Origin of the sequence: Burkholderia sp. BE12 (assembly GCF_002959955.1) — a bacterium.
Taxonomy (GTDB): Bacteria; Pseudomonadota; Gammaproteobacteria; order Burkholderiales; family Burkholderiaceae; genus Burkholderia.
The window spans coordinates 29125-42452 of record NZ_PREY01000007.1; the positions used below are offsets into that span (position 1 = coordinate 29125).

Sequence of the window (13328 nt, forward strand, 5' to 3'; positions counted from 1 at the left end):
GCTCATGTCCAACAATCAGATCCTCTTCGAACGCGCCCAGAAGACCATTCCCGGCGGCGTCAACTCGCCGGTGCGCGCGTTCCGTTCGGTCGGCGGCACGCCGCGCTTCGTCGCGCGCGCGCAAGGCCCGTATTTCTGGGATGCCGACGGCAAGCAGTACATCGACTACATCGGCTCGTGGGGCCCGATGATCGTCGGCCACGTCCATCCGGAAGTGCTGTCGGCCGTGCAGAACGTGCTCGCCGACGGCTTCTCGTTCGGCGCGCCGACCGAAGCCGAGATCGAGATCGCCGAGGAAATCTGCAAGCTCGTGCCGTCGATCGAGCAGGTGCGGATGGTGTCGAGCGGCACCGAGGCCACGATGAGCGCGCTGCGTCTCGCGCGCGGCTTCACGGGCCGCAGCCGCATCGTGAAGTTCGAGGGCTGCTACCACGGCCACGCGGACAGCCTGCTGGTCAAGGCCGGCTCGGGCCTGCTGACGTTCGGCAACCCGACGTCGGCCGGCGTGCCCGCCGACATCGCGAAGCACACGACCGTTCTCGAATACAACAACGTCGCCGCGCTCGAGGAAGCATTCGGCGCGTTCGGCGACGAGATCGCCGCGGTGATCGTCGAGCCGGTCGCCGGCAACATGAACCTCGTGCGCGGCACGCCCGAATTCCTGAATGCGCTGCGCACGCTGTGCACGAAGCACGGCGCCGTGCTGATCTTCGACGAGGTGATGTGCGGGTTCCGCGTCGCGCTCGGCGGCGCGCAGGCGTACTACGGCATCGCGGCCGACCTCACCTGCCTCGGCAAGGTGATCGGCGGCGGGATGCCGGCCGCCGCGTTCGGCGGCCGCCGCGACATCATGGCCCACCTCGCGCCGCTCGGCGGCGTCTACCAGGCCGGCACGCTGTCGGGCAACCCGATCGCGGTCGCCGCGGGCCTGAAGACGCTGCAGCTGATCCAGGCGCCGGGCTTCTACGACGCGCTCACCGCGCAGACGAAGCGCCTCGCCGACGGCCTCGCGGCCGAAGCGCGCGCGGCCGGCGTGCCGTTCGCGGCCGACTCGATCGGTGCGATGTTCGGGCTGTACTTCGCCGAACGCGTGCCGACCAGCTTCGCGGAAGTCACGAAGAGCGACATCGAGCGCTTCAACCGCTTCTTCCACCTGATGCTCGACGAGGGCGTGTACTTCGCGCCGTCCGCGTACGAGGCGGGTTTCGTGTCGAGCACGCACGACGACGCGGTGATCGACGCGACGCTCGCGGCCGCGCGCCGCGCATTCGCGGCACTCGCCGCCTGACCCGGGGCCGCGCGCATGTTCTCGGATACCGATTTCGCCCACATGCAGCGCGCGCTCGCGCTCGCCGCGCGCGGCATGTACACGACCGCGCCGAATCCGCGCGTCGGCTGCGTGATCGTCAGGAACGGCGACGTGATCGGCGAAGGCTTCACGCAGCCGGCCGGCCAGGATCACGCGGAAGTGCAGGCGCTGAAGGACGCGCGTTCGCGTGGCCACGACGTCGCGGGTTCGACCGTGTACGTGACGCTCGAGCCGTGCAGTCATTTCGGCCGCACGCCGCCGTGTGCGAACGCGCTGATCGACGCGCGCGTCGCGAAGGTCGTCGCGGCGATGGAAGACCCGAATCCGCAGGTGTCGGGCCGCGGCCTCGGGATGCTGCGCGACGCGGGCATCGACGTGCGCTGCGGGCTGCTCGCGCACGAGGCCGGCGAGCTGAACATCGGCTTCGTGTCGCGGATGACGCGCGGCCGCCCGTGGGTACGGATGAAGACCGCCGCATCGCTCGACGGCCGCACCGCGCTGCCGTCCGGCGAAAGCCAGTGGATCACCGGCGAGGCCGCGCGCCTCGACGGGCACGCATGGCGCGCACGCGCGTGCGCGATCCTCACCGGCATCGGCACCGTGCGCGAAGACAATCCGCTGCTGACCGTGCGCGGCATCGACACGCCGCGTCAGCCGCAACGCATCCTCGTGGACAGCCGCCTCGACCTGCCGCTCGACGCGCGGCTGCTCGAAGGCGCGCCGCTGCTGATCTTCTGCGGCCGGCTCGACGCCGCCGGCGAAGTCCGCGCGAACGTGCTGAAGTCGCGCGGCGCGGAAATCGTGCCGCTCGCGAATGCGCTCGGCAAGGTCGACCTGCCCGCGATGCTGGCGGCGCTCGGCGCGCGCGGCGTCAACGAGCTGCACGTCGAGGCCGGCCACAAGCTGAACGGCTCGCTGCTGCGCGAGCGGTGCGTCGACGAATTGCTGGTGTATCTGGCGCCGAGCCTGCTGGGCGCCGACGCGGCCGGCATGTTCGATCTCGCCGCGCCGGCGAGCCTCGACGTGCGCACCCGACTGTCGTTCCACGGTATCGAGCGGATCGGCGACGACCTCCGGATCCTCGCGCGGCTCGCGCCGCCCGACGCGTCTCACTGAACGGAATCGTCACGATGTTTACCGGAATTGTCGCGGCCGTCGGCCGCATCGAATCGATCGCCCCGCTCGGCACGTCGGCCGACGCCGGCGTGCGCCTGACCGTGCAGGCTGGCGGGCTCGACCTGGCCGACGTCGCGCTCGGCAACAGCATCGCGATCCAGGGCGCGTGCATGACGGTGATCGACAAAACGGATACCGCCTTCGACGTCGACGTGTCGCGCGAAAGCCTGAACCGGACGGTCGGCCTCGCGCAGCCCGGCGAAGTGAATCTCGAGAAGGCGCTGCGCGCGCACGATCGCCTCGGCGGCCATATCGTGTCGGGCCATGTGGACGGCCTCGGTACCGTGTCGCGCGTCGCACCGGTCGGCGAGTCGCACGAACTGCGGATCGTCGCGCCGCGCGAACTCGGCCGCTATCTCGCGTACAAGGGCTCGATCACGGTCAACGGCGTGAGCCTGACCGTCAATACGATCGACGATCGCGCGGACGGCTGCGAATTCTCGATCAACCTGATTCCGCATACGGTCGAAGTCACGACGCTGCGTCACGTGAAGGCCGGCGACAAGGTCAATCTCGAAGTCGACATGATCGCGCGGTATGTGGAGCGGATGCTCACCTCGCCCCAGGACGGCCATAAATGGTTGAAATGACGCGATTTTTGTCGATTGGACTGTCTACCGTCGTCTCGTCAGAACCGCCCAAATCTGCCAGTAAGTGACGGATACCGTCGATTCGGCGGCAAGGATACCGTCACGCCTTCAGAAATCAGTCTCCTTCAGCCGCCGAATCGGTACCCTACCGCGCCAGCATCGGGATCCGCGGAGACTGGTAAAGATTGCGCTAGAGCGTCATTGCCGGGGTTCGCGAGCGCTTCCGAACCCGGGCGTCAACACTACACCCGCAGATATCCCGGCCTTTCAAAACCATGGACTACCGAGTTAGTTACGAATATAGCCTGAAGAGCGAGTCCGACGCATTCATCACGCAGGTACCATCGCAGTTAGTGCAGGAGGTGCGCGGCAATATCCCTCATACGTTGTTGCCCGAGCACATCACCGACCTCACCCGCCGTTGCATTAGGCTAAGTGTTATCGCAGTGTTCGGAATTTGCGGTAGCGGTGTGTCGCACACCATACGTACCGGCATAGCATCGCCGCGAAATACCGGCCAGTTCAAATGCACACAGACAGTCGGCTGGAAGAGCCCCACTGCTCCAGTTCACTACCAATCGTGAATGTCCAAACTACCGAATCCTCTGCACATATACAATACGATCCACGCCATCGGAACCCGTGGGGTACTCTATAAAACGGGGGGATCGAAGGGGGCGCGGACCGATTGGGTAATCCGAGTCGCTGCACGGCGTTTAAACAGCCTTTCCGATCGCTCGTCGCGCAGCAGCTTCGTCAGCGCGGCAGCGGTCGAGGTGTCCGGTATGAACTGGGGTAACGCAATGGACTGCGGCATACGCTTTCAATAATGACCAACGTATTCTTTGAAAAGCCCATTCTCAACTCTCCGTACGGCTATCCGTCGCGACACTGGGAGTTGGACAAGAATGGGCAACCCACGCAGCAAATTATTGCCAGCCGTCGTCGGGCTAAACTCATCACCCCGATCCCGCAGCCGAAGAAACGCATGGGCCTGCCGAAGCAGGATGTGCTTCTTTTCGACGAGGGCGAAGGCGTTTCGACCCAGGCACAGCAATACGATCACGAAGCCGTCGTCAATGCCGTGCGGCAAGAGGTGGACAAGTGGCGTGTTCTGCCAAACCCCGCAGATTGGCGCGTGACGCCTGAAACAGCGCGGCTTCTTCAGCATTGGCGCCATCACGAATTCAGTGGCGTGCGTCCTTTCTTCTGCCAGGTAGAAGCAGCGGAAACCGCCATCTGGCTTACCGAGGTGGCCCCTCAACTCGGTAAGACGGGCAAGACCTTTATCGATCACCTGGACCGTGCAAACCAAGATGCCAATCCTGGCCTCGCGCGTCTGGCGCTGAAACTGGCCACTGGAGCTGGCAAGACCACCGTGATGGCCATGCTGATTGCCTGGCAAACCATCAATGCAGTTCGTAGGCCGACCAGCCGCCGCTTTACCCGCGGCTTTCTTGTCGTCGCCCCCGGGCTGACCATCCGTGACCGCCTGCGAGTGTTACAACCCAACGATCCCGGCAGCTACTATGCCAGCCGTGAACTGGTGCCCAGCGACATGCTGGCTGACGTAGCGCGTGCCAAGATCGTCATCACGAATTACCACGCCTTTAAACGGCGCGAACGCGTGGAACTGTCTAAGGGCGGCCGAGCGTTGTTGCAAGGCCGCAGCGGCGAGGATCTCGATACGCTGGAAACCGAGGGCCAGATGCTCCAGCGGGTGATGCCTGAGTTGATGGGCTTGAAGGACGTGCTCGTCATTAACGACGAAGCTCACCATTGTTACCGCGAGAAGCCAGATGCCGCTGAAGATAGCGACCTGAAAGGCGATGACAAGAAGGAAGCTGAGGAAAACAACGCCGCTGCTCGGCTCTGGATCTCTGGCCTCGAAGCCGTGCAACGCAAACTGGGCGTTTCGCGAGTGTTCGACCTCTCGGCCACGCCCTTCTTCCTACGTGGCTCGGGCTACGCCGAAGGCTCGTTGTTCCCTTGGACCATGAGCGACTTCTCGCTCATGGATGCCATCGAATGTGGCATCGTCAAGCTGCCACGAGTGCCCGTCGCCGACAACATCCCCGGCGCCGAGATGCCAATGTTCCGCAACCTTTGGGAACACATCGGCACCAAAATGCCCAAAAAGGGGCGTGGCAAAGCCGAGGGCTTGAACCCGTTGGCACTCCCGGTGCCCTTACTAACGGCGCTGGAAGCCCTTTACGGGCACTACGAAAAAACCTTCACGCTCTGGCACGAAGCGAAGATCGCGGTACCACCTTGCTTCATTGTGGTGTGCAACAACACCGCGACTTCGAAGCTCGTGTACGACTACATTTCGGGCTTTAGGCGTGCCGACGGGGCACACGAGCCCGGTCACCTGCCACTGTTTCGCAATCAGGATGACTACGGCAATGTGCTTGGGCGACCGCGTACATTGTTGATCGACAGCGAGCAGTTGGAATCCGGCGAAGCGTTGAACGACAGTTTCCGTGACGTGGCGGTCGACGAAATTGGTCTATTCCGCCGCGAGATCGTCGAGCGCACTGGCGATGCCCAAGCGGGAGATAAACTCTCCGACCAGGAACTGCTGCGGGAGGTTATGAACACAGTTGGCAAGCCTGGTCGGCTTGGCGATTCCATTCGCTGCGTGGTTTCCGTCTCCATGCTCACCGAGGGCTGGGACACCAACACCGTTACCCACGTGTTGGGCGTACGCGCGTTCGGCACTCAGTTGTTGTGCGAACAGGTCATCGGCCGCGCATTGCGCCGCCAGTCCTATGAACTCAATAGCGAAGGCCTGTTCAACGTCGAATACGCCGACGTACTGGGCATTCCCTTCGACTTCAACGCCGAGCCCGTCGTCGCGCCGCCGCAAAAGCCGCGCGAGACTATTCAAGTCAAGGCGCTGCGCGAACGCGAGGCGTTGGAGATCCGTTTTCCTCGCGTGCAAGGCTACCGAGTGGAGTTGCCCGAGGCGCAGTTGCATGCGGAATTTACGGACGACTCGCGATTGGAACTCACGCCAGCGCTCGTGGGAGCGACCGAAACGCGCCAATCTGGCATCATTGGCGAACAGGTAGATTTGAACCTAGTTCACACGGGCGACGTCCGCCCCTCGCAAGTCGTATACGAGCTGACATCTCACCTATTGCTGACGCGCTTTCGCGACGCCGACGGCCAGCCCCAGTTGCACCTGTTCGGGCAGCTCAGACGCATTGTCCGCCAGTGGCTGGACGGCTACCTAGAGTGCAAGGGCGGCACCAACCGCGCACAGCTGAAGTACAAGACCCTCGCCGACGATGCCTGCGAACGCATCGATGCCGGCATTACCCGAGCCTTCCTCGGCCAGCGACCCATCCAGGCCGTGCTTGACCCATACAACCCTGTGGGCAGTACGCGTCAAATCAACTTCAACACGTCGAGAACCGAGCGCTGGGACACCAGCGGCGCGGCCATTGAGGGCCAGTCGCGCGGGCCTCGTTGCCACCTCAACTGGGTCATCCTCGACAGCGATTGGGAGGCCGAATTCTGCCGCGTGGCGGAGGCCCACCCGCGCGTGCGTGCCTACGTGAAGAACCACAACCTAGGGCTGGAGGTACCGTACCGCAAGGACGGCCAACCCCGTAGCTATCGCCCTGACTTTATCGTGCGCGTGGACGACGGCCATGGCGATGAAGACCTGCTGAACCTTGTGGTCGAGATTAAGGGCTACCGCGGCGAAGACGCCAAGATCAAGAAGGAAACGATGCTCACCCGCTGGGTGCCGGGTGTGAATCGGCTGGGTACACACGGACGTTGGGAATTTGCCGAACTCGTGGACGTCTGGCAGATGCAGGACGACTTTCGCGAACGTGTTGAAGAATCATTTGCTCGGATGATCGAATTGTCATCCGGGCGTGAATTCACAGCGTGGACGCAAGCAGCTGATCGCGCGGAAGCACTCCTTGCGTTGCCTGCACAGGCGAACCCTTGGATTCTGGCCGTGGCACAAAAACTCTGGAGCCTAGCTGCACAAAGAGACGGCGCCATCGATTTAGTGGATGTCAGCCACACCGCACATGCATTAAACCGAGATGACCTAGAAGTCTTCTCGGTGCTTTCCATGCTCACCGGTAGTCGATTCGGCCAGTTCGGCATGCGGCTTCAACGGATCGCGGACGGAGCACCAGTAAGTATGGAGCAATTCGTCGAGCGCCTGCGCACGTCGCGGCAAGCGGGCACCACGAGCGATAGTGACTGGCGCGCCTGGGCGTCGACCATTAGCGTGTCGTGGCGCCCTAACGGCAAAAGGGGAGAGCAAAGATGACAGCGCCTCAGAGCAGAGCGCTTGAGCTGGGCGAACTGATACTGCGTAAAGCGCCGGAATACTTCGATTTGTTTAGTCGGGATGACGCCGTCTTTGAACAAGCCTTCGACGTCCATTTGGAGCGCGCGTTACGTGGCTTGGAGGCCAACTGCAAGAATTTCGCACGGTTAGACGAAAACGGCTTGACGGGAGCATTGATCTTCGCTCTGGGAGTCCCCGGTATCGACGTCAAGCCTGAACGCTACGTCAACGGCCACGTGGACATCACGATTGAGATTCATGACGGTCACCTCACGCGTACAAAGCTCGGAGAAGCCAAAGTCTACAACGGCCCACAATGGCACTTCCAAGGGGTGAAGCAGCTCCTTGGCTACAGCACCGGCCGGGAATGCCGGGGGTTGATGATTACATATGTCAAGAAACCCGATATCGAAGGTTTGATAAAAAAGATGCGCAAGAAAATGGACAAAGAGCTGCCTGAACAGCAGCAGGGTGCGACTGTGGATCATTCGTCCAAGTGGTGCTTTCTTTCAAGGCACCTGCATTCCAGCGGCGCTGTGGTAGAAATCGGCCATGTCGGCTGCAACATGCACGTCGCCCGCTAACAAGCCATTGCCACCGCAAGAGAGTCTGAAATGGCTACCCAAAGAAACAAAGCCCCCATCGTCGTCGACACGATCAAACACGACAGCGCGACGCGCAAAAATATCCCCACGGCCGAATACCAATCGGTCATGGCCAAGGATGAACAACGCCCTAAGCCCGTGGTGTACGAACGTACGGGCGGCCTCGGCTTGGAGGAAGAAAAGGCCTGCCGCACCCGTGATCTTGACCCACAACTCGTATGGCGCGGCAAAGACGAGCAGGACTGGTCTAACCTAATCGTGCAGGCCCCACCTCTGTACATCCAGGAGAAGGTGCACCCCAAGGCACTGATTGACGACCTGCAACGCGAAGCTGAGCGACAACGGGATATCAAGGAACGTGGCAAAAGCGGGTCCACCGAACAGGTAGATCTATTCGCCGACTTCAACGGTCTGCCCAGCGAGGATGCGCGCACCGAGTTCTACAAGCATGACGCCCATTGGGCCAACCGCATGATCTTGGGCGATAGCCTGTCGGTAATGGCTTCGCTAGCAGAGCGCGAGAGCCTTCGCGGCAATGTACAGTGCATCTACTTCGACCCGCCCTACGGCATCAAATTCAACAGTAACTTTCAATGGTCAACCACCAGTCGGGATGTGAAGGACGGCAATTCCCAGCACATCACGCGCGAGCCGGAGCAGGTGAAAGCCTTCCGTGATACTTGGCGCGACGGCATCCACTCCTACCTGACCTATTTGCGCGACCGGCTGACGGCGGCGCGTGATTTGCTGACTGAATCGGGATCGATCTTCGTGCAGATCGGGGACGAGAACGTGCACAGAGTGCGTGCTGTGATGGATGAGGTTTTTGGAGACGAAAACTGCATCACTGAAATCCTTGTGAAGAAGAAGGGAAGTCAAAAGGGAGGAACGTTAGACCCTGTAAATGACTTTATTCTCTGGTATGGGAAGCAAAAGAAGACGTCCGGTCAGGTGAAAATTCGGCCAGTCTATGAAATACGCCGTCATTCTGAGCTTCTTGATGATTTTCCATTCGTTGAACTAAGTGATGGACGTCGACTGCGTTTGACAGAACTTGAAAACGAGGACGGGTGCAACTATAGCGAAGACATATCCATCCTAGATCGACGTTATCCTGGATGTAAGCTTTTTGCGGCCAACCCACTAAAAAGCGGTGGTAATCGGCGCCAACAATCACATGACTTCAAGTTCCGTGGTCGAGTATTCCCCATCAAACCAGGACAGTGCTGGAAGCACACCGTGATTGAGGACGACGGGAGTACTCCAGGCATGGAGCGACTTGCGCGAGCAGACCGACTCCATCCTCAAAATAAGGACGTGCGCTTCGTGCGTTATTCGCCCCAACCATCGATACGGGAAATCTCCAACTGGTGGGATGGCTTTGGGGGCGCTTCCAATCAAGTCTACGTCGTTCAGACCAATGAACGCGTTGTGCAGCGATGCCTGCTCCTTGCTACTGATCCTGGCGACCTCGTCTTAGACATTACCTGTGGATCGGGAACAACTGCCTACGTTGCCGAGCAGTGGGGGCGGCGCTGGATCACCATCGACACTTCGCGTGTCGCTCTGGCGCTTGCCCGCGCGCGCATCATGGGCGCTCGATATCCATACTACCTGCTGGCCGACAGCCGCGAGGGCCAATTAAAGGAAGCCGAGATAACCGGAAAGGCCCCCTCTAGCATGCCAGTGCATAACGACGTTCGCCTCGGCTTTGTCTACGAGCGGGCGACGAACACGACTTCGGGGTCGATCGCGAATAACGCCGAAATCGATGTGATCTGGGAGAGCTACGAGCAGTTGCTTAAGCCGTTGCGTACAGCGCTGAACAAGGCGCTCGGTGAAAGCTGGCAAGAGTGGGAGGTTCCGCGCGAGGTCGGCGACCAATGGCCGGAAGAGGCCAAATCCCTGCACGCTAAGTGGTGGCAACAGCGCCTTGCGCGCCAGAACGAAATTGACGTCTCAATCGCCGCCAAGGCCGAGTCCGAGTACCTCTATGACAGGCCTTATCCGGACAATAAAAGGGTGCGCGTGGCGGGCCCCTTCACGGTGGAAAGCCTTTCACCCCACCGCGTGCTGGCTGTGGGCGCGGATGACGAACTGATCGACCCTGCCAGCCTTCAAGTAGCCGAACGGAAGGCCGAGTACAACGCCGAGCGTAACTTCGTCCAGATCATCTTGGAGAATCTCAAAACGGCTGGCGTGCAGCAGGCGCACAAGCAGGACAAGATCAGCTTCACCTCACTCACACCCTGGCCGGGCGAACTGGTCTGCGCCGAGGGGTGCTATGCGGAAGGCGACGCCGAAAAACGCGCCGCTATCTTCATCGGTCCGGAGTTCGGCACTGTGTCCCGCCCCGACCTGGTGGCGGCCGCACGCGAAGCGGGCGATGCTGGCTTCGACGTGCTGATCGCCTGCGCCTTCAATTACGACGCGCACTCCAGCGAGTTCGCTAAGCTTGGCCGTATCCCAGTTCTCAAGGCGCGCATGAACGCCGACCTGCACATGGCCGACGACCTTAAGAACACTGGCAAGGGTAACCTTTTCGTGATCTTCGGCGAACCCGATATCACCATTCTCGACGCCGGGCCAGACGGCGCCGAAGGCCAGATGCGCGTGAAAGTGAATGGCGTAGATGTGTTCCACCCCAACACAGGCGAGGTGCGCAGTGATGGTGCCGAAGGTATTGCGTGCTGGTTCATCGACACTGACTACAACGAAGAAAGCTTCTTCGTCCGCCACGCCTACTTCCTGGGCGCGAACGATCCTTACAAGTCTTTAAAGTCAACTCTCAAGGCCGAGATCGATGCAGACGCTTGGGCTACGCTCAACAGCGACATCTCGCGTCCGTTCGAAAAGCCGAAGTCGGGGCGTATTGCGGTGAAGGTCATCAATCACCTGGGCGATGAGGTGATGAAGATATTCCGGATCGAAGCATAAGAAAGCCGAGGACCAGTTCATGTCCACCACTCCGAATTCGCTGCCCGTTGCGCAATTGCTCATAGGGCAAAGCGAGCAATATGTCATTTTGGCATACCGGCGTCGCTACTCTGGCAAGACCAGGAGTTGGGCGAACTGCGGGACGCTGATCGCTTTCGCGAAGGTCGCTGTGAACATCTGGTCCATCGCCTGATCAACTGGAGCCCCCTTATGGACTTTCGCATCGCCGACACTTTCACCGACAGCCTCGCCCGTCTGACCGGCGAGGAGCAAAAACTCGTCAAGACGACGGCTTTCGATCTGCAAATGAACCCGGTGAATCCGGGCATGCAGTTACACAAGATTGAACAGTCCAAGGACAAGCACTTCTGGTCGGCGCGGATAAATCGCGATCTGCGGTTAATCGTGCATCGCACGGCGTCGAGCTTTCTGCTCTGCTACGTGGCGCACCACGACCAAGCTTATCGCTGGGCCGAACGCCGCAAGCTGGAGACGCATCCGACAACCGGTGCTGCGCAGTGGGTGGAGATCCGTGAACGGGTAGAGGACATTGCCGTCCCTTCAACGATGGTGACACCGTTGGCGGCAGCAGTTTCCACGACAGCATCTGTGCCCGTCAAGCCGGCCTTGTTCGCGCACTGTTCTGACGGCGATTTGTTGGCATATGGCGTGCCGGCCGAATGGTTAGCCGATGTACGCGCTGCCGACGAAGATGCGTTGCTTGCCCTAGCAGGTCACCTGCCCGCCGAAGCGGTTGAGGCCTTGCTTGAAGTGGCAACGGGTGGTCAGCCCACTTTCGCGATAGCCGCCCCCGCAGGTGCCGACCCCTTCGCGCACCCCGATGCGCAGCGGCGATTCCGCGTGATGCACGATATGGAAGAACTGGAGCGCGCCCTCGATTTTCCTTGGGACAAGTGGACGATCTTCTTGCATCCTGCCCAGCGGCAGTTGGTCGAGCGGGACTACGTCGGACCCGCGCGCATCGCCGGTTCCGCAGGCACGGGCAAGACCATCGTCGCCTTACATCGCGCTGTATTCCTCGCACGCAGCCAGCCGGAGAGCCGCGTCCTTCTGACCACGTTCTCCGACACACTGGCGTACGCGCTTCACGACAAGCTTCGGCGCTTGATCAGCAATCAGCCGCGACTGGCAGAACGGTTGGAAGTGCTGTCGCTGAACGCAGTCGGCCTGCGGCTGTACCAAGCGCAGTGCGGCCAGGTGCGCATCGCCTCACGTGACGAATTGCGTGCACTGATGCAGGCTTCATCGGCCCAATGCGTACCAAGTTCGGGGAGCCAAAAATTCGGCCTCTCTTTCCTGCTCAACGAGTGGGAAGAAATGGTCGATGCTTGGCAGATCAACCATTGGGAGGCATACCGGGACATCAAGCGACTAGGCCGCAAAATACGGCTATCTGATGCGCAACGCGCGGCGTTGTGGCCAGTATTCGAGGCTCTGCACGCCAAGCTTGAGAGCCAAGGGCTCGCAACTTGGGCACGTCTGTTCACACAGCTAGCACTGGTCCAATCCCAGCGCACGATTGTTGGCCGCCCCGCAATCTTTGATCACGTGGTGGTCGACGAGGCGCAAGACCTCAGCGTGTCGCAACTGCGTTTTCTCGCGGCACTGGCGGGTTCCACGCCCAACGGCTTGTTCTTTGCGGGAGACCAGGGACAACGCATCTTCCAGCCACCTTTCTCCTGGAAATCGCTCGGAGTCGACGTGCGCGGACGCTCTCGCACGCTGCACATTAACTATCGTACTTCGCACCAGATTCGTGTCCAAGCTGATCGCCTGCTGGAGCCAGAACTATCGGACGTGGACGGCAACATCGAGGATCGTCGAGGTACAGTGTCGGTGTTCAATGGGCCGGAGCCAGTAATCAGCGCCTTCGGCGATGAAGAGCAGGAGATCTGCGCCGTAGCGGACTGGCTGCGAGCACGGCTTGCAGAAGGCATGCCCGCACGCGATATCGCCCTTTTCGTTCGATCTGATGCGCACATCGAGCGTGCGCAAGCCGCTGCTATTTGTGCAGCAGTCGCGCATACGGTACTGGACGGCAGGCTAGCCGCGGTCACTGCGATGCCGGGAGTAGCACCGGACGCACTAAACATCTGCACGATGCACTTGGCTAAGGGACTGGAATTCCGGGCTGTTGCCGTAATGGCCTGCGACGACGAAGTTCTGCCGCTGCAGGAGCGTATCGAATCCGCGGCCGACAAAGCTGATCTGGAAGACGTCTACAACACCGAGCGGCACCTGCTCTACGTCGCATGCACGCGGGCCCGTGACCTATTGCTGGTCACCGGCGTCGCTCCCGTGTCAGAGTTTTTGCAAGACATGCAGGACATCGGGTGAAGGCCAGCCAGCTCGCAACTAGAGCTACAGAA

8 protein-coding genes are annotated in these 13328 nt (G+C 60.9%); all 8 read left to right on the plus strand.

Annotated features, from left to right (window positions below; translation table 11 throughout):
* Positions 1–4 precede the first annotated feature (4 nt).
* The 8 genes from hemL to C4B30_RS09455 all read left to right on the plus strand — a co-directional run bounded on the left by hemL (position 5) and on the right by C4B30_RS09455 (position 13296).
* Positions 5–1288, plus strand: coding sequence for a glutamate-1-semialdehyde 2,1-aminomutase (hemL, locus tag C4B30_RS09420; RefSeq protein ID WP_105132448.1), 1284 nt, complete (start codon positions 5–7; stop codon positions 1286–1288).
* Positions 1289–1303: 15 nt separating this feature from the next.
* On the plus strand, positions 1304–2425 hold the full coding sequence (ribD, locus tag C4B30_RS09425; protein ID WP_105132449.1) for a bifunctional diaminohydroxyphosphoribosylaminopyrimidine deaminase/5-amino-6-(5-phosphoribosylamino)uracil reductase RibD: 1122 nt from the start codon (positions 1304–1306) through the stop codon (positions 2423–2425).
* Between the two features lie 14 nt (positions 2426–2439).
* A complete protein-coding gene (locus C4B30_RS09430) occupies positions 2440–3075 on the plus strand; it encodes a riboflavin synthase (protein WP_105132450.1) in 636 nt (211 codons plus the stop codon).
* An 829-nt stretch (positions 3076–3904) separates the two neighbouring features.
* Positions 3905–7375, plus strand: a complete 3471-nt coding sequence (locus C4B30_RS09440; protein WP_105132452.1) for a BPTD_3080 family restriction endonuclease — start codon at positions 3905–3907, stop codon at positions 7373–7375.
* Positions 7372–7980 (plus strand): hypothetical protein, encoded by a 609-nt coding sequence (locus C4B30_RS09445; protein ID WP_105132453.1) that lies wholly within the window; start codon positions 7372–7374, stop codon positions 7978–7980. Before C4B30_RS09440 ends, C4B30_RS09445 begins: the two co-directional genes overlap by 4 nt.
* Positions 7981–8010: 30 nt before the next feature.
* Positions 8011–10938: a site-specific DNA-methyltransferase gene (locus tag C4B30_RS09450; protein ID WP_105132454.1), complete on the plus strand. Its 2928-nt coding sequence runs from the start codon at positions 8011–8013 to the stop codon at positions 10936–10938.
* A 19-nt stretch (positions 10939–10957) separates the two neighbouring features.
* Complete coding sequence (locus C4B30_RS35260; protein WP_158683446.1) at positions 10958–11131, plus strand: hypothetical protein; 174 nt, start codon at positions 10958–10960, stop codon at positions 11129–11131.
* A 17-nt stretch (positions 11132–11148) separates the two neighbouring features.
* Positions 11149–13296 (plus strand): UvrD-helicase domain-containing protein, encoded by a 2148-nt coding sequence (locus C4B30_RS09455; RefSeq protein WP_105132455.1) that lies wholly within the window; start codon positions 11149–11151, stop codon positions 13294–13296.
* Positions 13297–13328 lie beyond the last annotated feature (32 nt).

Coding starts and splice junctions, on each gene's coding strand:
- C4B30_RS09445 (WP_105132453.1), top strand. CDS start 7,372: ATGACAGCGCCTCAGAGCAGAGCGCTTGAGCTGGGCGAACTGATACTG.
- C4B30_RS09430 (WP_105132450.1), top strand. CDS start 2,440: ATGTTTACCGGAATTGTCGCGGCCGTCGGCCGCATCGAATCGATCGCC.
- C4B30_RS35260 (WP_158683446.1), top strand. CDS start 10,958: ATGTCCACCACTCCGAATTCGCTGCCCGTTGCGCAATTGCTCATAGGG.
- C4B30_RS09440 (WP_105132452.1), top strand. CDS start 3,905: ATGACCAACGTATTCTTTGAAAAGCCCATTCTCAACTCTCCGTACGGC.
- hemL (WP_105132448.1), top strand. CDS start 5: ATGTCCAACAATCAGATCCTCTTCGAACGCGCCCAGAAGACCATTCCC.
- C4B30_RS09450 (WP_105132454.1), top strand. CDS start 8,011: ATGGCTACCCAAAGAAACAAAGCCCCCATCGTCGTCGACACGATCAAA.
- ribD (WP_105132449.1), top strand. CDS start 1,304: ATGTTCTCGGATACCGATTTCGCCCACATGCAGCGCGCGCTCGCGCTC.
- C4B30_RS09455 (WP_105132455.1), top strand. CDS start 11,149: ATGGACTTTCGCATCGCCGACACTTTCACCGACAGCCTCGCCCGTCTG.